General features: G+C 44.6%; 19 protein-coding genes. 9 read left to right on the forward strand and 10 right to left on the reverse strand.

Translation table 11 applies throughout. From position 1 onward, the window contains the following. Nucleotides 1-382 precede the first annotated feature (382 nt). The 4 genes from hemB to rpsF form a co-directional block, all read right to left on the reverse strand. On the reverse strand, nucleotides 383-1,369 hold the full coding sequence (hemB, locus tag AM228_RS11155) for a porphobilinogen synthase (protein ID WP_054466194.1): 987 nt from the start codon (nucleotides 1,367-1,369) through the stop codon (nucleotides 383-385). Between the two features lie 200 nt (nucleotides 1,370-1,569). Further along, nucleotides 1,570-1,839 (reverse strand): 50S ribosomal protein L27, encoded by a 270-nt coding sequence (gene rpmA, locus AM228_RS11160; protein WP_054466195.1) that lies wholly within the window; start codon nucleotides 1,837-1,839, stop codon nucleotides 1,570-1,572. Nucleotides 1,840-2,045: 206 nt separating this feature from the next. Next, nucleotides 2,046-2,411, reverse strand: a complete 366-nt coding sequence (rplU, locus tag AM228_RS11165; protein WP_054466196.1) for a 50S ribosomal protein L21 — start codon at nucleotides 2,409-2,411, stop codon at nucleotides 2,046-2,048. A 252-nt stretch (nucleotides 2,412-2,663) separates the two neighbouring features. After that, the gene (gene rpsF / locus AM228_RS11170) at nucleotides 2,664-2,993 is read right to left on the reverse strand and encodes a 30S ribosomal protein S6 (protein ID WP_054466197.1); all 330 of its coding nucleotides are present in this window, start codon (nucleotides 2,991-2,993) and stop codon (nucleotides 2,664-2,666) included. A 614-nt stretch (nucleotides 2,994-3,607) separates the two neighbouring features. Here rpsF and AM228_RS11175 point away from each other — a divergent pair. Further along, on the forward strand, nucleotides 3,608-4,393 hold the full coding sequence (locus AM228_RS11175; protein ID WP_054466198.1) for a fumarylacetoacetate hydrolase family protein: 786 nt from the start codon (nucleotides 3,608-3,610) through the stop codon (nucleotides 4,391-4,393). Nucleotides 4,394-4,519: 126 nt separating this feature from the next. Here the strand turns inward: AM228_RS11175 and AM228_RS11180 are convergent, their stop codons facing one another. From AM228_RS11180 to AM228_RS11195, 4 genes are all read right to left on the reverse strand, one after another. Beyond that, entirely contained in the window at nucleotides 4,520-4,996 is a 477-nt protein-coding gene (locus AM228_RS11180) for a Tic20 family protein (protein WP_054466199.1), read from the reverse strand. Nucleotides 4,997-5,178: 182 nt separating this feature from the next. Beyond that, entirely contained in the window at nucleotides 5,179-5,367 is a 189-nt protein-coding gene (locus AM228_RS11185; protein WP_054466200.1) for a hypothetical protein, read from the reverse strand. A gap of 58 nt (nucleotides 5,368-5,425) precedes the next feature. After that, complete coding sequence (locus tag AM228_RS11190) at nucleotides 5,426-5,938, reverse strand: Tic20 family protein (protein ID WP_054466201.1); 513 nt, start codon at nucleotides 5,936-5,938, stop codon at nucleotides 5,426-5,428. A 392-nt stretch (nucleotides 5,939-6,330) separates the two neighbouring features. Further along, complete coding sequence (locus AM228_RS11195; RefSeq protein ID WP_054466202.1) at nucleotides 6,331-6,528, reverse strand: hypothetical protein; 198 nt, start codon at nucleotides 6,526-6,528, stop codon at nucleotides 6,331-6,333. A gap of 345 nt (nucleotides 6,529-6,873) precedes the next feature. Between AM228_RS11195 and glyA the strand changes: the two genes are divergently transcribed. The 4 genes from glyA to AM228_RS11210 all read left to right on the forward strand — a co-directional run bounded on the left by glyA (nucleotide 6,874) and on the right by AM228_RS11210 (nucleotide 13,251). Next, nucleotides 6,874-8,157, forward strand: coding sequence for a serine hydroxymethyltransferase (gene glyA / locus AM228_RS11200; RefSeq protein WP_054466247.1), 1,284 nt, complete (start codon nucleotides 6,874-6,876; stop codon nucleotides 8,155-8,157). 459 nt (nucleotides 8,158-8,616) lie between these two features. Further along, nucleotides 8,617-9,660 (forward strand): glycosyltransferase family 4 protein, encoded by a 1,044-nt coding sequence (locus tag AM228_RS11205; protein ID WP_054466203.1) that lies wholly within the window; start codon nucleotides 8,617-8,619, stop codon nucleotides 9,658-9,660. A gap of 313 nt (nucleotides 9,661-9,973) precedes the next feature. Then, complete coding sequence (locus AM228_RS35145; RefSeq protein ID WP_206756760.1) at nucleotides 9,974-10,153, forward strand: hypothetical protein; 180 nt, start codon at nucleotides 9,974-9,976, stop codon at nucleotides 10,151-10,153. Nucleotides 10,154-10,455: 302 nt separating this feature from the next. Then, nucleotides 10,456-13,251 carry a zinc-dependent metalloprotease gene (locus AM228_RS11210; protein WP_054466204.1) on the forward strand — a complete coding sequence of 932 codons (2,796 nt, stop codon included), beginning with the start codon at nucleotides 10,456-10,458 and terminating at the stop codon, nucleotides 13,249-13,251. Here the strand turns inward: AM228_RS11210 and AM228_RS32400 are convergent. Then, nucleotides 13,225-13,407 (reverse strand): hypothetical protein, encoded by a 183-nt coding sequence (locus AM228_RS32400; RefSeq protein ID WP_156331701.1) that lies wholly within the window; start codon nucleotides 13,405-13,407, stop codon nucleotides 13,225-13,227. The genes AM228_RS11210 and AM228_RS32400 overlap by 27 nt on opposite strands. A gap of 172 nt (nucleotides 13,408-13,579) precedes the next feature. Here AM228_RS32400 and AM228_RS11215 point away from each other — a divergent pair, with 172 nt between their 5' ends. The 4 genes from AM228_RS11215 (at nucleotide 13,580) to AM228_RS11230 (ending at nucleotide 18,694) form a co-directional block, all read left to right on the forward strand. Beyond that, complete coding sequence (locus tag AM228_RS11215) at nucleotides 13,580-15,112, forward strand: MBOAT family protein (RefSeq protein WP_054466205.1); 1,533 nt, start codon at nucleotides 13,580-13,582, stop codon at nucleotides 15,110-15,112. Nucleotides 15,113-15,665: 553 nt separating this feature from the next. Then, complete coding sequence (locus AM228_RS11220; protein ID WP_231636755.1) at nucleotides 15,666-17,549, forward strand: ShlB/FhaC/HecB family hemolysin secretion/activation protein; 1,884 nt, start codon at nucleotides 15,666-15,668, stop codon at nucleotides 17,547-17,549. A 239-nt stretch (nucleotides 17,550-17,788) separates the two neighbouring features. Next, the gene (gene grxC, locus AM228_RS11225; protein ID WP_054466249.1) at nucleotides 17,789-18,097 is read left to right on the forward strand and encodes a glutaredoxin 3; all 309 of its coding nucleotides are present in this window, start codon (nucleotides 17,789-17,791) and stop codon (nucleotides 18,095-18,097) included. 150 nt (nucleotides 18,098-18,247) lie between these two features. Further along, nucleotides 18,248-18,694, forward strand: coding sequence for a thiol-disulfide oxidoreductase DCC family protein (locus tag AM228_RS11230; protein ID WP_054466206.1), 447 nt, complete (start codon nucleotides 18,248-18,250; stop codon nucleotides 18,692-18,694). Between the two features lie 170 nt (nucleotides 18,695-18,864). On the opposite strand, the gene AM228_RS11235 is transcribed toward AM228_RS11230, so the two are convergent. Further along, complete coding sequence (locus AM228_RS11235) at nucleotides 18,865-19,293, reverse strand: HHL1-like protein (RefSeq protein ID WP_054466207.1); 429 nt, start codon at nucleotides 19,291-19,293, stop codon at nucleotides 18,865-18,867. Between the last annotated feature and the right edge of the window lie 76 nt (nucleotides 19,294-19,369).

Genomic DNA, 19,369 nt, shown 5'->3' on the forward strand with positions numbered 1-19,369 from the left:
ATTGGTTACTCATTTTGGGTCTCAAAATTTTAGAACCAAATTGGATTTGTGGATTGTAACTGAATCAAGTGTTCGATTGATTGTATTATTTTATACCTTTATTAAGGTTATAACACATATGAATTGATTTTCAGAGATTTTTGTGTCTATGTTTTATAACACGGACAGGGTAGGGGAACTGCGATCGCCGACGAATGAGGCATCTTCGCCATCCCAGGATCATTGATATTTATTTTGACAGTGGGTGGAAAAAGACCAGGGCGGGTTTCTGGGAATAGAACCTCGCCCCCTGAAGGTGAATCCATTGGCAAACGGTCGCCAAAGCAAATATCCACCAGCCGTAAAATCTTAGCCATCATGGGCTAAAAATTAAGCTTTCATATTAAGCATTTTTTAACCATCGAGCCGCATCTTTGGCGTGATAGGTCAAAATTAAGTCGGCACCGGCTCGTTTAAAACTGGTTAAGGTTTCCATCACTACTTTCTCTTCGGAAATCCAGCCGTTGAGGGCAGCGGCTTTGACCATAGAATATTCCCCAGAGACGTTATAAGCCGCTACCGGCAAGTTGGTGGCTTGTTTGACCCGCCAGATAATATCCATGTAGGCTAAAGCTGGCTTGACCATGAGCATATCTGCCCCTTCAGCGATGTCCAGTTCAATTTCTTTGATGGCTTCTTGGCCATTCCCCGGATCCATTTGATAGGTACTGCGATCGCCAAATTGGGGCGCCCCATCGGCCGCATCCCGGAACGGCCCATAATAAGCAGAGGCATACTTGGCCGAATAGGCCAAAATGGGAATATTTTCATATCCGGCTTCATCTAAACCAGACCGAATCGCTTGCACAAACCCATCCATCATCCCTGAAGGGGCAATAATATCCGCCCCGGCTTTCACTTGAGACACGGCGGTTTTCTTTAGTAATTCTAAGGTGGGGTCATTCAGTACCCGTCCGGTCAAGTCACCCACTTGCAAATAGCCACAGTGACCATGACTGGTGTATTCACATAGACAAGTATCGGCAATCACAATCAGATCGGGTACGGCCTCTTTGACGGCAGTGGCAGCTTTTTGGACAATGCCGCAATCATGCCACGCGCCAGTTGCTTCCGTATCTTTGCTTTCGGGAATGCCAAATAGGATAATCGCCGGAATGCCTAAGTCATAGACTTGTTTCGCCTCTTCAACAATTTTGTCCACGGAAAGCTGATAAACTCCGGGCATGGATTTTACTTCGTTGGCGATCCCAATTCCCGGTACGGCAAACAGTGGGTAAATTAAATCATTGGTCGTCACGATATTTTCTCGAACCATCCGGCGTAACTGAGGATGACTACGCAGACGACGGGGGCGATGAGTTGGAAACATAGGAGTTAACGTAAGTTCAATAATCTTAAGTAAAACCAGTGTAAAACTTCTGGTTGACTTACTAATCATTAATTTGGTAACGATTCGTTACAAAGCCGCCGATCCGGAAAAATACTCTGGCCATAGGCCAAAAAAAGCACACCCGACCCGAGTGTGCTTTTTTCATAGATTTTTGCCTTGATTTCAAAAATATCTGGTGTTTAGGCCGTCTCTTGAGCCACGGGATAAACACTGATTTTTTTGCGGGATTTGGTTTTATGCTCAAAAGTCACGACACCATCAATTAAGGCAAACAGAGTATCATCTTTGCCCAGACCCACATTTGCTCCTGGGTGGAATTTAGTTCCCCGCTGACGGACTAAAATATTGCCAGCTTTAACGACTTGACCGCCGTAACGTTTTACTCCAAGGCGCTGGGCATTCGAGTCACGACCGTTACGAGTGCTACCTGTACCTTTCTTATGAGCCATTTTTTCCCTCTAATGTATGTGAATAATTCAGTGTAAACCTTGTAAACCGTTAATCCTGAATTGCGATCGGTTAACCTTCTATCCTTGATGGTTGGCAGTGAACGATTTCTCCTTCACGACCAACCATGAATAGGAATGGAAGATGTTTGCGCTCATATTTTGGCGCTCATATTTTGGCGCTCATATTTTCGCGCATACTCAATATTTTAGCTATCGCCTTGTTCTGTCTCTACATTGGCGGCGGCTAACACAGAACCATTGAGACTAATAGAAGTAATCATAACTCTGGTGAGTTCCTGCCGATGTCCCCGTTTTTTGCGAGTTTTCTTTTTCGGCTTCATTTTGTACACCAGCACTTTACGGCCACGCAGATGTTGCATGACCGTGGCTTCGATGGTAGCCCCTTCTACGAGGGGTTGGCCCACATGAATATTGTCTTCGTGCTTGACCAGTAAAACCCGGTCAATACTCATGGTGCCGTCAGCTTCTACCGGCAGCCGATTCACATCATAAAAGCGACCAGGCTCCACTCGGAGTTGTGTGCCGCTCATTTCGATAATTGCGTAAGTCATAGAATTGTTTGGATAGTTGCCGTACAGGTAGCTGTAGCTGGTTGCTCTATGAATGCTGGCGATGTTTCAGCGTTTTTTTCAACCTGATCCGAGCAAAAATAGACAGCCAATCTTTAATTATTACTTAGTGGTTGCTTTTGTGTCAAACACTAAGTATTTATGGGTCGGGGATTTGAGGATGGGAAGATTTTGGGTTTTTGATGACGCCAACATCATTGGTCAACATCATTGATCGACCATCCAAAAGCCAGATTAAGCTTGAGCGGTTGCGGCTTCGGCTTGATTCAAGGTTAATGGTTGTTTGATGGTCAGGTAACGAATCACATCTTCACTAATCCGCATGGTGCGTTCGAGCAGGGCGATCACTTTCCCTTCGGCGCGGTAATTCATTTGGATATAAATGCCTTCGCGATACTTGCCGATTTCGTAGGCCAAACGACGCTTCCCACGATGCTGAGTTTCGATAATTTCTGCACCACTTTCCCGCAAGAGGTTTTGATAGGTGGCGATCGCCAACTCAGTTTGCTCTTCTCCGAGGTCGGGTCGCAGGATGTACATGGTTTCGTACATGAAATTTTTCATCTTCCAATTCTCCTTTTGGACATTAAGACTTCTTTGGGTTTTGTGGCTTGGTTTGCCGCCCGTGGCAGGTCAGCCAAATGGATCGCCAACTATCACCACTGAAGAAGTAAGGTTTAACTTTGTTGGGGATTTGTGACCCCGGCCAAGATTTTTCTAGAAAAATCTCTCCAAATATACTATTGTATCGGATCTAAGGCGATAAGTCCAGCGTTACTTGATGAGTTTGCGAAAAAATCAGGATTTCCGCAAATTGTGAGGATTTAGGTTAACTCTGGGCCTGGTTCTGCCAGTAGCGATAGTCTGGGGTATGATCGCCGAAAACCTGTCCATCTGTGGCGATCTCTTGATTAAGTGGCAAGAGCGTGGAGCGAATGTGTGGCAAATTATTTCAGATTATTTCTAAATTCTGATGCCAAAATCGATATTTTTGACTAGGTTAAACCTTATGATTTTGCCAATGTCAGGGTGCGGTTGAACTTTTGCCTGTAAAAATCCAAAATTCTCAGACTGGAATTTAGCTAAGGGCTAGGCAATCATCAGAATCAGAATGTCCTACTAACCCTTGATTTTAATCCGACAAAACAAAAATCCACTATTATTCGAATTTTAACGTTATGGCACAGCGCTATGTCCGCATTCAAACCCCCGAGGGCAAGATTTACTACGGATTATTACAACTGAGCCGTGGGGTTCAGGTGTTGGATGCTCCACCTTGGCTGGGGGGTCAACCGAGCGACAAGTTTTTGGAACCGGACAATTACAAATTGCTGGCTCCGGTGACTCCCTCCAAAATTATCGCCGTGGGTAAAAATTATGGTAAACACGCGGCGGAAATGGGGACTCCTGTACCGGATGAACCGTTGCTGTTTATGAAACCACCCACCGCAGTGATTGCACATGGAGATGAGATTCGCTATCCGCCCCAGTCAGAAAGGGTCGATTATGAAGGGGAATTGGCTTTAGTGATTGGGGAGCGTTGTGTGGACTGCACCCCTGAAGAAGCCCAAGGAAAAATTTGGGGCTATACGATCGCCAATGATGTCACCGCTAGAGATTTACAACAACGGGATGGACAATGGACTAGAGCCAAAAGTTTTGATACTTTCTGTCCCCTTGGCCCTTGGATTGTCCGTGAACTGAGTCCGGGGGGACGTTTGCAAACCTTTCTGAATGACCGGGAGCAACCAGTGCAATCGTCTCTGATTGATGACATGGTGTTTCCCCCTGATGTCCTGGTTGCTTACATTTCTCAGGTGATGACTTTGTTACCGGGAGATGTGATTTTGACCGGGACTCCAGAAGGGATCGGCCCGATGCAAGTTGGCGATCGCGTCCGTGTCGAAATCGAAGGGATCGGCAGCTTGGAAAATATCGTCACCCTTAGACAATCAAAACAATAATTATTAGACAGACAAAAGTAGGGTAGGCTTTTAGGCAAGCCCACCCTACTACCGATCTAATCATTTGCGGTTGATTAAATCGTCCGAATTGATTTCTCCCGATCGCGTGAGGAGAAACCAGACTGATTAACGCACCTGCATCTTGACCGCATCAGAAATGGCGGGAATTTCCGCATAAATTCCTCTGGCAGACTGAACCACTGCATAGACTACTGCGGCAATAATTCCCAAGAAAACAGTGTTGTAAAAAGTTTCCACTACCAACTCAACGGGGATAGCTGTTTGCACAAGCTGTAATACTAGACGACATAAAATTAATACGATGTCTAATAAGATTGCTTGCATGGTGTTGAACCGAATGAAATGACTGATATTGTCGTTTCTCACCACTCCGAATAAAAGCGCAAAGAAAATAATCAGTCCAGCAAAGGGGAAAGAGTTATAAATCTGGAGCAGTGGTAGCAGCGGCAGAAACAGCAGTTGTAATGGGGGAATTTGCTTGAATAAGAAAACGCCAAAGACAATGCCATCTAATAGGGGCAGCAGATAGAGCAGGCTGGCGTAAAATCGCTCTAAACCAGGGGCGGTGTCCCGTCCATTCATCGGAAATCTCCTGTTTTTTAGGGTTAAACGGTTAATTTGACTAATTATTTTAGGATAGCGTATTCAAGGCATTCAATTGTTTTCTGGGGGGAGCAAACCGGCGATCGCTTCCTTGATTTTGTCGTTTGTGATGCCACGATATATTTCCACGATATATTCAATGAATATAGCACAAATTCGGTTTATTGCGTAGAGAGAAATAAGCCAAAGGCCATAATTGATCCGCCAATGGCATAATAAAATATACTCGCGCCGCGATCGCCAAACCACCTTCTCACTTGGTGTACTTGTTCACTATTCCAGAAAGCATCTATTTTTAAATAAGTGCCAATAATCATTAATAAACTAAGCAGATAACACAGTGGACACATCGTTTTTCTTCCATATAATCATATTTGAAAATAGAATTTTCGATCTATCAATCAAAACTTAACGAATTTGCGTATAAGTTGCCTCGGAAACAACGGGTATTTCAGCATAATTTCCTCTAATTGTTTCGACTATAGAATACACAATTGCTCCGAATACTCCCAAGAAAATGGTGGTAGAAATGATATCAATCAATAAATTTGAATTAAAACTACCATCGGGAATGACTGCCAGGGGAAAGCCTAGCAGTCTCAATGTCCACTGGCATAAGCTGAGAAAAATTGATAATAAGAGCGACTGCATCGTATTGTAGCGGATAAAATGCTTAATTTTGTAGTTTCTCACTACCAATAAAAATAAAGCAAAGAAAAGAATTAACTCTCCATAAGGAATAGTGCCTACAATATTAAAATATAAAAAAAGCAAAGGGAAAAAAGGAATCAGCAAAGTCATTAATACCGGGAAAGTGGCGAATAAATAAGAGCCAAAACCTAAAACATTAACTAAGGGTAAAATATAGGGCAAGCAAGCCAATAGGCGATCGCCGATGGTGGTGGAACCGCGCCAAGTCATTTTCGGATCTCCTGGGTGCGTGGATCAAGAATTGTTGGCTCGAATTGGTCGAACCTATCATTCAGGATAACTTACTGAGCATCGAATTGCCGATCAGCCAGTGAGAACAGTGGCGCCAATCAGGATCGGTACAGAGATCGATGTGGATGGGTGAAACATTGGTAAACCAGTGATGACCAAGCAAAATCAACCCTGAATCAGTCGTGAATCAGTCCTGAATCAGTGGTCTTGTCAAGACATAATCATCAGAAGGGATGATTTATGGGGTTGGATATGGTATTTTAAGCTGAAGATTCAGTGAAATTATTCAATCGAGAATCGATTAAAATCTTAGCGATCGGGTTTTGGTGGGCAATGCCCACCCTACGTCAACGGTTGATGCGTAATTCCTATTAATCAATATTGGTGACGCGAAAACCCATCTCACATTCATATTGGGTTGGTTTGCCCTCGGCAAAGTTTCTCACTGCATGACCACAGCTAAGTTGTCCATGTCGCCAGCGAGGTTGACCTGTGCGATCGGCAAGTAAGCAGTTTTGACAAATGGCTTGCGGACTTAGGATCTGATCGTCCATCACAATGACCAGCATTGCACACCTCCAGTTGATCCCTTATGACCATACATATATTTTAGGTCAAACCCCAGGGAATATCGGGCAATTTGAAACATAGCTTAATTTAATTGAAACCCAGGATGTCGTATCTTTTGCTTCATTTTGGCTTCCTCTTGCCGCAAGCGTCCTTTTGATTTGTCATCATGCCGATTTTGCCTAGATTCTGGGCTTAAATTGCTTACGGGGACAAGCCCTCGATCATTTTCCGGATTGGTTGGGTAACAGCCTCTACCCAACCGTAAAACTACAAATACTTGCGTTGGGTTTCGTGCCTCAACCCAACCTACTACAATAATTAATTTCTAGATGAGGAATGATTCGGTGACTCAGACTAACTTAGATTTCCTAGCCACTACAGATCCCGCTGTTGCCGGTTTGATTCAGCAAGAACTGCACCGCCAACAAACTCACTTGGAACTAATTGCCAGTGAAAATTTTACTTCTCCAGCAGTGATGGCCGCCCAAGGGTCAGTCTTAACCAATAAGTATGCTGAAGGCTTGCCGAAAAAACGCTATTACGGCGGTTGCGAGCATATCGACCAAATTGAGCAGTTAGCCATTGACCGGGCAAAGCAGCTATTTGGCGCGGCATGGGCAAACGTGCAGCCCCACTCTGGCGCCCAGGCCAATTTTGCCGTGTTTTTGGCGCTGTTGGAACCCGGTGACACGATTATGGGGATGGATCTGTCCCACGGCGGTCATTTAACCCACGGTTCGCCGGTGAATGTATCCGGTAAGTGGTTTAAGGTTCAGCAGTACGGGGTGTCCCCAGAGACAGAACAGTTGGATTTTGACCTGATTTTGGCTCTTGCCAAGGAACATAAGCCTAAATTAATTATTTGCGGCTATTCTGCTTATCCTCGGATCATTGATTTTGCCAAGTTCCGCCAAGTGGCGGATGAGGTGGGGGCTTATCTGTTGGCAGATATGGCTCATATCGCCGGTTTGGTGGCTACAGGTCATCACCCCAACCCGGTGCCCCATTGTCATGTGGTGACGACAACGACCCACAAAACCTTGCGCGGCCCTCGTGGTGGTTTAATCCTCAGTAATGATGTGGAATTGGGTAAAAAATTGGATAAGGCGGTTTTCCCAGGCAGTCAAGGCGGTCCTTTAGAGCACGTGATTGCCGCTAAAGCGGTGGCATTTGGGGAAGCCTTGAAACCGGAATTTAAAATTTATTCCGGTCAGGTGATTGCGAATGCCCGGGCATTGGCGAATCAATTGAGCGATCGCGGCTTGAAGATGGTGTCCGGTGGTACGGATAATCATGTGATGCTGGTGGATTTACGCAGTATTGGCATGACCGGGAAACAAGCGGATAAATTATTGGGCGAGGTGAATATTACCGCCAATAAGAATACGGTGCCGTTTGACCCAGAATCCCCGTTTGTCACCAGTGGTCTGCGCTTGGGTTCTCCCGCTGTCACCAGTCGCGGCATGGGACAGGAAGAATTTAAGGAGATTGCCAATATTATTGCCGATCGCCTGCAAAATCCCGAAAATGGATCCGTGGCCGCCGATTGTCGTCGTCGGGTGAGTACCTTGTGCGATCGCTTCCCCTTGTATCCTCATCTGAAAATTCCTGTGGGGGCTTTAGCATAGGTGTAGGGTGCCGTTCCGTGCAGTAACGCACCAGTGATTTGGCTGTACTAATTTGGCTGTAAAGATATCTCAGCCGCTGGCCACAATGAGGGGTGCTTCTTTGGTGCGTTACGGCGCGGAAAAATAGTTATCGGTTGGATGATTTTTAGGCTAAAGGCAGCGCCTAACACACCCTACCTCTGGGGCAATGGGGGCAATGGGGGGCAGTGGGCAATTTTTTCTTTTATCGGTTGACTTCAAGTCAAAGGTTCATCTCCAGCCACCTAACGCTCCCACCCACAAACAACAAACACCAAATAAGAAGTAGCACATAACAAATAGCAAACAATACATAATACATAACAGATAAAATTTAAAAAATAAATTTAAGTTTATTTGCGGAGTATTGTCTAAAATATAGTAATTGTAGGTAAACGTTAAAATAAGACGTTTGACATTTGCACCCTAACTACTTTTGATATGCCTTACCAGCTTTACCACCTGGTTGCCTTTTTAGTTTCTTCTCTGGTTGTCCTCGGGACAACCCCAATTGTTAAAAAAATTGGTCTCAAAAGTGGAAGGTTCGACCTTCCTGGAGGCCGTAAGTTGCACAGTAAACCAATGGTGCGCCTTGGCGGAGTTTCCATATTTTTGGGCAGCTTATCGGCGCTATTAATCGTTTGGTGGCTTGGTGGCTTCGGGGTCTTACCTCCAGAAAAAGACTATGAAATTTGGGGAGTAACCATCGGGGGGTTACTATTTTTCCTAATTGGTTTAGCCGATGACTTATTTGGGTTATCGGCTTTTATGCGTTTGTTCTTACAAACCATTGTCGCTGGGGCTGCTTGGCAAGTTGGGGTTCAAATTGCCTTTATTACCATTCCTTATGTAGGCTTGGTGAATTTACCAGACTGGATTAGTTTTCCCATCACGATTTTGTGGTTAGTTGGTTTAACCAATGCGATTAACTGGATTGATGGGTTAGATGGTTTGGCCGCTGGCGTTTGTAGCATTGCGGCAATGGTGATGATGATCGTCAGCCTATCCATGCATCAACCGGCAGCGGCGTTAATTGCGGCGGCGTTGGCCGGTGCGACCCTAGCATTTTTACGCTATAACTTCAATCCAGCGCAAATTTTTATGGGGGATGGCGGTTCTTATTATCTGGGCTTTACCTTAGCTGGGGTCGGAGTGATTGGGTTGGTGAAAACTACGGCTGTGACCGCAGTGATTTTGCCTTATCTGATTTTGGCCGTGCCAATTTTAGATATGTCTGCGGTGATTGTTGACCGCTTACGCAATGGCAAATCACCCTTTGTGGCCGATAAACGTCATTTGCACCACCGCTTACTGGACGCGGGGTTGTCTCACCGATTAACGGTGTTGTTTATTTACTCCTTAACTCTTTGGGTGGGCAGTTTGGCGATCGCCGTTGCCGGAGTTCCCACGGGGATGGGGTTCGCCCTAGGGGCTACGGGAATCCTCAGCTATACCACCTGGAAAGCAAGTCAGCAGTCTCGATGATATTTAGAACTTTAAAGATCAAATCCCTAAAAGATGTCAAGCTAGATATCCAGAATTACCCCAAAATTCTGGATACTTTCTTTTTGTTAAATAGATCAACTCACTGACCCATCAGCGAAAGTGAGCGGTTAATTGTATTTTGACGAAACCATCCCGGAAATTTAGGGAGCGGTTTTTTTATGATTTTTTTGATGATTTTTTGATGATTTTTTTGATAATTTTTTTGATGATTCTCGTTCCCCTGCTGGAGGCTGGCCACGAGTTTTTTTAATAACTTGGCTAACTAGGGGCAAGGGGGTGAAGGTTGTGCAGGGTGACAGCAAATACCCAGGGCTGGGCAACCACCGCGCCTTGGAATTGCCCCTACGGACAGCGATCGCGTTACGGAGCAATATCGCGAAGACCCATCAGTCTCTACAGTTCTTTGGGGCAATTTTTCTTTGAAAAAATAAATTCCTGCGGATTTATCCTGAAGTTCCCGGCAGACTTTTGAATGCTTAAGATAAAATATGAACAAAGGAAAGGGGATCATCTAACGGAAAAATTATCAGCTAACCGACATCTGGAGATCCCCGCATTTTCCTCAAAGCCTGGTATCTACTATATTTTCCAATCAAGTAAATCGTTTTTTCCATTAAAAAATCAGACGATAACTGTCTAAAAAATTCTGAGTTTAACGGCTCAGGGTTAAAGGGATGACCGTTCATCTATTCTAATTTCAGGGTGTTTCTATGTGTGATATTTCTCGCAAAATTAATCTTCGATTATTTGGCGTAGCTGGCCTGATAGAAACCCATGAAGAAGCAAAAAGAACCAAAAAATATCAACCCTTTCAAGTCCTTGTTATGCTTAGGACTTAGTTTGGGTTTGGCGGCAATTTGGGCTGGGGCAGTCACGGCTCAAACCTCATTAAATCAAGCATCTCCAGCGTCAGTAAATGCTAATTCAGACTCCACCTTGGCCGGGTCTGAACAACTACTTCCTTTTGATCAAGTCATTAAAAATACGGAAAAATTAGAGGGTTTATTCAATCTATATAGAAAGAAAGATTTTTCAGCAATTTACTTAGAAGTTAAGCCAGAGCAACTTAATCAAAATTTTCTCTGTATTATCACCTTAAATTCAGGAATTGGCCAAGCGCCTCTGTTAAGAGGAATGCCGTTGCAAGATATCATGTTTTATTTCCAACAAGTCCAAAATAAAGTCAATTTTGTGGTCAGAAATGTGAACTTTAGGACGGAAGTGGGCGACCCCTTGCAGCGATCGCTGGATAGTTCTTTTAGTGACTCGGTGCTGTACTCCCTGCCGATTAAAAGTATTCATCCCACGCGACAAACCCTGTTAATTAGCCTGAATGACTTGCTAATGACAGAAAAGGATCTGAGTCAACTGAGTGATTATTTGCCGATTTTATTAGATCCTAGCTATAAAAAAGATAACAATCAGTCTTATTTTGGGGAAACCAAAGCTTTTCCTTTAAACGTAGAAATTGAGTCGGTTTATGGCTTTAAAAGTGATAATCCTTTAGTTTCAATTCCTAGTCTGCCGGATAGCCGGGGCTTTACCCTACAAGTGCGTTATAGTTTTTCAGAAATGCCGATGAACAATGGCTATCGTCCTCGGTTAGCGGATGAACGAGTGGGCTATTTTGTCACCGCTTATCGGGATTTTTCGGAAAAGAGAAAAGAACCCTTTGTCCGATATATTAACCGCTGGCATTTGGAAAAACAAGACCCGAATGCCCCCTTATCTCCGCCGAAAGAACCGATTGTTTTCTGGATCGAAAATACGGTGCCTCTGGAATATCGGGATGCCATTCGGGAAGGGGTTTTAATGTGGAATAAAGCTTTTGAAGCAGCCGGTTTTATTGATGCGATCGCTGTCAAACAAATGCCGGACGATGCCACATGGGATCCCGCCGATGTGCGCTACAACACGATTCGCTGGTCGAGTTCATTTCAACCTTGGTTTTTGGGTTTAGGCCCATCACGAGTCAACCCCATGACAGGACAAATTTTAGATGCGGATATCATCTTGGATGCCAATGTAATTAGAATTATGAAAGGAGAATATCGCAACTATATCGGAACTCCCAGCAGCCAACAGCAGGGAATCAACAATTTGGCCAATTTATCCAACTGTATGGGGCAAGAATTTTCTGATATTTTACAGGATTTGTCCCCCGGTCAAGCCATATTTAAAAATGGGTCAAATGTTGGGGGATTGTTTTCTCAATTGCGGGATAAACATGACCTCTGTTATGGTATGGAATCCGCCCAAAATTTCGCGATCGCGGCCATGTCTTTGTCAATGGTGAATAATGTATTGCCCAGCAGTCAGGAAATGGAAGAGTTTATTCATCAATATTTGCGATTTCTCACCGCCCATGAAGTCGGACATACCCTGGGATTGCGCCATAATTTTCATGCCAGTACGATGTTAACCCCGGAAGAGTTACACGATCGCACTATTACCCAGGAAAAAGGTTTGGCATCATCAGTGATGGACTATTTGCCAGTGAATTTAGCCCCCCCTGGGATTGCACAGGGTGACTATTTTTCTCAAGTGGTTGGGCCTTACGATCAATGGGCGATTACTTATGGCTATCAACCGACAGATGCCTTTTCCCCAGACGCCGAATGGCGTGTAATAGAACAAATTGCCCAGCGATCTTCGGTGGAACCAGAGTTAGCTTATTCTACGGATGAGGATGCCTTTGATATTCTCGATCCATTCGCCAATGCCTTTGATTTAAGCAGCGATATGTTGCAATATTCCCAATGGCAGTTGGAAAATGCCCGCACTTTATGGGAACGGTTGGATCGCCGCTACTTAGTCAGTGGGGATAGTTATAGTGAAGTGCGCGATCGCTTTGATAGTCTTTATTTTTACTATCTTCGTCAGGTGAGAAATATTACCCTCTATGTGGGTGGGCAGTCTTTTCAACGGATCCGACCAGGAAGCGTTCATCGTCGGTTGCCCTTTGAACCCATTCCCGTGGAACAACAACGAGAAGCCCTGCAACTGATTCAGTCTTATGTTTTTGATGAAAATGCCTTTCAGTTTTCCCCAGAACTGCTGAATAAATTAGCCCCGGAACGCTGGGCGCACTGGGGGACTCGAACCCTAGTCTTTCCCTTGGATTATCCCATCGGCGATCGCATTCTCTACCTGCAACAAGTTGCCCTCAGTTCCCTGCTATCCCCCCCCCGTCTCATGCGTCTGCGTGACCTGGAACTGAAAACTTCAGGGACTGAGTCTTTGACCATTCCCGAATTGTTTGATACCCTCAAGCAAGGAATTTGGACCGAAGTGCTCGGGTCTAGCAACCAATTAACCCAAATTTCCACCATCCGGCGATCGTTGCAACGGGAACATTTAAATCTTTTAGGGGCGATGGTCTTGCGGCAAACCCGAGTCCCCGAAGATGCCCGCACCTTAGCTTGGTACAATTTGCATCAGCTAGAGAAAGCCCTAGAAAGCACCCTGAAAAAGCGCAAAAATGATTTGGACTTGGCAACGGTGGCTCATTTACAAGAAACTCGTACACGCATTAGCCAAATCTTAAATGCCCAGTTGCAATCTAACTAAGGGCTGTAAGGCTGTAGGGCTGTAGGGGCGAAGCATTCCCGTAGAAGTATTCGGAATAAACCGATAACATAGATGCGGGAATGCTTCGCCCTTGCTTTGCCAGAGCATAGAAATATTCGGAATAAACCGATAACATAGATGCGGGAATGCGTTCATCCCTTACTTTGCCATAGCATAGAAATATTCGGAATAAACCGATAACATAGATGCGGGTTGCCATAGCGTAGAAATATTCGATCGCGAACCGATAACATAGATGCGGGAATGCGTTCATCCCTTATTATAGGTATGGGTTGGCATCGTTAATTTTTTATCATCAAGACCTTCAATGACATTTATCTCGATTTTTTACTTCCTGTTCCTGCTAAGTCTTCTAGTGATTTACTGGACGGTGCAAAAACAGCGATCGCGCCTGTGGTTGCTGCTGATTGCCAGTTTGATATTTTACGCATCCCTGCAAGTTAAGTACATTCCCCTGCTCTTATTCAGCATCTTAATTAACTATAGCTTTGGCCGAGTATTGGGCTGGAGTAACAGCGTGCGGGTCGGAAAACTAAACTCCGCACAAGTCGATAGCCCCCATGAAACAATCACCGGAAAAATCGCCTCTGTCACCCTGGTAAATTTCCAATATCTAATTTTGTCGATTGGCATTCTGTCCAATGTCTTACTCTTATTTGGCTTTAAATATGTGGCATTTTTCTGCACCACCGCCGAAACTTTGTTCAATTGGCCAATAGCGGGAGAAATTGCCACCTGGTACGCCGAAAATATCACCCCACCCCTAGGGATTAGCTTTTTTAGTTTTGAATGTATTGCTTATTTAGTCGATGTTTATCGGGGCGCCCCGCCGAGTCGTCAATTACTCCGATTTGCGGCTTATAAATTTTTCTTTCCTAAACTAATTTCTGGGCCAATTACCCGATATCATAACTTTATTAGACAACTGAAAACCCTTCATTTTCCAGCATCTCATCAAATCATTGAAGGGCTGTGGTTAATTGCTGGCGGTGCGGTGAAAAAAGGACTGATCGCCGATCGCCTTGGGACTTTTGTCAATTTGACTTTTGACAATTTACAAAGGGCTGGCAGTGGAGATTTATGGCTGGCAATTTTTGCTTATGGGTTTCAACTTTATTTAGATTTTAGTGGCTATGTGGATCTCGCCCGAGGCACCGCCTTATTACTAGGATTTAATTTACCAGAAAACTTTGATTTTCCTTATTTTAGTACCAATATTGCGGACTTTTGGCGACGTTGGCATATTAGTTTAGGGGATTGGCTGCGGAATTATCTTTACTTTCCCTTGGGGGGTTCCCGCAAAGGCTTGATTAGAACTTGCTTGAATTTGTTAATGGTCATGCTGATTGCCGGAATTTGGCATGGGGCGGCGTGGGGATTTATTATTTGGGGAGGACTACATGGTTTAGCTTTGGTGATTCACCGGATCACCGATGCCATTTCTGAACGAGTGAATGTTTTTAAACTTTGGTGGGAAAGTATTCCCGGTGTGGTGCTGGCTTGGTTTTTGACTCAAAGCATGGTATTTATGTCTTGGGTGGTCTTTAGACTACCCGTGTTCAAAGATTTTACTTGGGTATTTTCCCATTTGTGGGGAAATTCTGGGGATATTCAATTTGTCCAGAAAGTTTATGGCGAAAATTTGGGAATTGAGCGATTAGATTTGGCTTTATTGTTAGGATTTTTATGGTTTTTCATGGCAGTTTATTATGTTTTATATAAAACATTGAAAGTGCAAATTAATTGGCCGGTAAAAATCCTATTAGTTCCCCTATTACTTTATGTGGTTTGGCTATTTGCACCAGAAACCGGACAATCTTATATTTATTTTGATTTTTAGTCCGGTGAGTCCGATGAATTAAGTCTGCTAATCATTCGGCGAAAATTGCAAGTCTGGTGCTCTCGATTCATTTTTTAGTAAAAATGCTTATGACTAACATATCCAGTGAACCGCTGTTCTTTTCCGGCAAACCAGAGCCATTGCATCCCTGATGAATCTGGAGACACCTAGTATTTAATTCTTAGTAAATCGACCGTAAATCCAGATTGATAAATTTTGTCACCTAAATTGTCACCTAAATTGTGACGGATTTAGCTTGTCTGAATTAGATAATTAATGTTAATGTCCAGAAACCCGGGTTCTTTAACAAACCAGGTTTCTACACCCAGGCAAAGCCCGTGACGATCTGACTCTAGGGGAGATCAAAAATAGCGGCAAAGGTGCATCTCACCCCAGGAAACGGTTAAACTCACGGAACATCCCATGCTGGGGTTGTCAAGGTTACAGATGCCGAGTTCCTCTTTGACCATTTAAACTTTTCTTGATATTTGAGATGCGACCAACTACACAAGTTTCAGATCTATCTTTATACCTGACTAATCGTTTTGGTGATATGCCTAGCCGAGTCTTTTCGGTTAATGAGCGATTCTCTCCGGGATCCGGTGCGAAAGCCAAGAAATTTGCAGGCGGCAAACTGGCTGAACCAAATCATCTGCGGACAAGTAGTCTGTGGACAAAACTTATGGGTTCACTGGGATCTTATTGGCTATTACCATTGTTAGTCTTCAGTAGCAGTTTTGTCACCCCAGGGGCGATCGCTCAACCCACTGCTCAACCCACTGCTCAACCCACTGCCCAACCCACTGCCCCCAGCAATATCCCCAATCCTTTGCCTTCTAATCCCCCTGAACTGCCGTCTCCCACCTTACTGCCGCCCCCTGAAGAACTGTTAAAACCCACCAACCAGGCAGAACCCAGCGCCCCCAACCGCACACCAGACTCCACCGCCCCCATTCCCAGAAGTATTGAAGTGCAAAGATTTGTCGTCAACGGCAGTACGGTCTTTGATCCGTCTCGGTTTGAGGAACTTTTAGTAGACTTTACCAATCGCCCGTTATCGTTTGCGGAACTGCTGCAAGCCCGTTCTAAAGTAACGGAATTATATACAAGTAATGGATATATCACCTCTGGGGCATTTATTCCACCCCAAGAACTCTCTCAAGGGGTGGTGAATATTCAAGTCCTGGAAGGGGCGCTCGAAGAAATCACCGTCAATGGGACTGGTCATTTAAAACCCAGTTATGTGAAAAAGCGTTTAGAAGTGGCAACCGAAGGAGCTTTAAATGTGGATCGTCTGCTGACGGGTCTGCAAATGCTGCAACTCGATCCTTTAATTGACACCCTCTCAGCGGAACTTTCAGCGGGTTCTCGTCCCGGGCAAAGTTTACTTGATGTCACCATCCGAGAAGCATCCCCTTATCGCGGTTCTTTCACCATTGATAATGGTCGAGCTCCGAGTGTGGGGACTTTTCGCCAACAAGCCGGCATTGGTCACGCCAACCTCCTCGGTTATGGTGATGCGGTAAGCTTGAACTACATTCGCACCGAAGGCAGCGATCAATGGGAGTTTGGTTATAGTGTGCCGATCAATGCTCGTAACGGTCGCTTAAGTTTTAACTACAGTAATACCGATAGTGAAATTATTGAGCCGCCCTTTGATCGGGTAGATATTGAAGCCAAATCTCGCAACTATGAAGTGAGTTTGCGCCAACCATTAATTGAAACCCCGACGAGAGAATTTTCTTTGGGGATTACTGGGGTTCGCCGCGAAAGTGATACATCTATATTAGGGGTGAATTACCCCCTGTCTCCGGGGGCGAATGACAACGGGGAAACCAGACTCTCGATTTTGCGTTTCTTCCAAGAAGTGACCGCTCGTGATGCCCGACAGGTGTTTGCCGCTCGCTCTCAATTTAGTGTGGGAGTGGGTTGGTTTGATGCCACGGTGAATGATGATGAACCGGATAGCCAGTTTTTTGGCTGGCGCGGTCAAATGCAGTTGTTACGCTTGTTAGCCCCAGATACGGTGTTGTTGCTGCGATCGGATTTGCAGCTAACCCCCAATGCCCTGGTGCCTCTGGAGCAGTTTGGTTTGGGGGGTCAGCAAAGTGTCCGGGGATATCGTCAGGATGCTTTACTGACCGATAATGCCATCTTCGCTTCCGCAGAGGTGCGCCTGCCTATATTTAAGACGGAAGATCGCAGTATTGTGGTGCAGGTGGCGCCATTTTTGGATGTGGGCACCAGTTGGAATAGTGATGGGCCTGATCCAGAAGATAAGAATTTGGCCTCTGTGGGTTTGGGTTTACAGTTTCAGTGGAGCGATCGCCTCACCGCTAGAGTTGATTGGGGTTATCCTTTAATTGATTTCAAGTCCCGCGATCGCACCTGGCAAGAAAATGGCTTTTATTTCTCTCTCATTGCCAATCCTTTTTAATGGGTTATTGGTGATTTGTTCGAGGAGAGAGTGAATAGTGAATAGTGAATAGTGAATAGTGAATAGTGATATTTCGTTTGTAGGGGCGTCCTTGCGAAGCCCATGCCGTCAGGCTATATGGCCATTCGCCCCTACGAATGCATCACTTTCCCGAACCAACAATCAAAAATCAACCATCAACAACCAACAAACAACAATCAACAATCAACAACCAACAATTAACAACCAAAATTAAAATTATGTTTGGATTTATCAATCGTCTATTGGGTCGTCACCCGGAAAATATTAAAGCCAAAGTGGAAATATACACTTGGCAAACTTGCCCCTATTGTATTCGGGCTAAAATGTTGCTGGGTTGGAAAGGGGTGAATTATATTGAGTATAAAATTGATGGGGATGATGCCGCCAGAGCCAAAATGAGCGATCGAGCGAATGGCGGTCGCACGGTGCCCCAAATCTTTATTAATGACCAACATATTGGCGGTTGTAATGACCTTTATCAATTAGATAGTGAAGGCAAATTAGATCCGTTGTTGGCAGAAAGTTAGTAGCCCTGTCATTCCCGCGTTAGTCAGGTGGGCAATGCCCACCCTACCCGCTATTAGCCCTGTCATTCCCGCGAATGCGGGAATCCATTTTGCTTAATTTTCACCACAAAGACACGAAGAACACAAAGGAATTAGAGCCGAGGAATAATGATGAAATATTATGTAATTTATGATGGCAACTGCAATCTTTGTGTCACCTTGGTGCAGTTTTTGGAAAAGTTAGACCAGGGTCAACTATTTTCTTATATTCCTATGCAGGATAATGCCACCCTGAGTCAGTTTCAGATTACGCCGAAAGATTGTGAGTTGGGGATGATTTTGATTGATGCTAATGCCCCAGAAAACCGCTGGCAAGGCAGTGATGCCGCTGAAGAAATTGGCCGATTGTTGCCCGGAGGCAATGGTTTTGTAGCCTTTTATCGCGTTTTACCAGGTATGAAGTGGATGGGCGATCGCTTCTATGAGCAAATTCGGGATCGTCGCTATATTTTATTTGGCAAAAGAACTGAAACTTATCATTCGGAAAAATATGCCGCCAAATATGCCGCTTGTTGTCAATTTCCCGAAAATTGTGCCTCTAATGCGGCTGCTAAGTAATCTGCTAAGTAGTCTGCTAAGTAATCTGCTAAGTAGTCGGGTATTTAGACAGGGCTTGATGGAGGAAACCGCTGGAAATGTGGAATTTTCAGCCTCACAACCCCACGAAAACCTCCCCGAAAAAATCGGGGAGGAAGACTAAAATAGGGAGACTAAAAGCGGTCACTCTACTAACCACGTTTAAATAAAGTAGAAAACCGATCGCTCACTTGGGCGATCGCACTCCGCAAAGCGTTAGTTTTCGCTTGGGGAGGGACTGCCAGTTGGATCGGTTCATCCTTAAATTCTTTCAACCGATAGCCATACTCTAGGTTCTGTTGATTTTTTCTTAAAATTGGATAAATCCGAAACGCCCCTTGATGTAAATCATTCAAACTGCCAAAGATCGCTTGATTGATTTGATTCGACCGTTTCACCGCGATCGCCCCCACGGGATACCAATTTCTTTTGCCTTTAATCCGAATATAAATTTCAAACTCTGGATTCCCGGACGATTTCATCTGCTCAAACTGCTTTTCCGCTTGCTTTCGGGCGTTCGCGCCTTGGGAGGGCTGTTTCCGTGCTGGTGCTTTACCAAATCCGACTTGCTGAGTAGGCATCGTTGTTAAGTTTCGTTAAATTATCTGTTATAAAACTTAACATAATTCTCAGAAAATTGCACCCCCTTTTTCGGGG

This window comes from Planktothricoides sp. SR001, from assembly GCF_001276715.1.
Lineage (GTDB): Bacteria > Cyanobacteriota > Cyanobacteriia > Cyanobacteriales > Laspinemataceae > Planktothricoides > Planktothricoides raciborskii.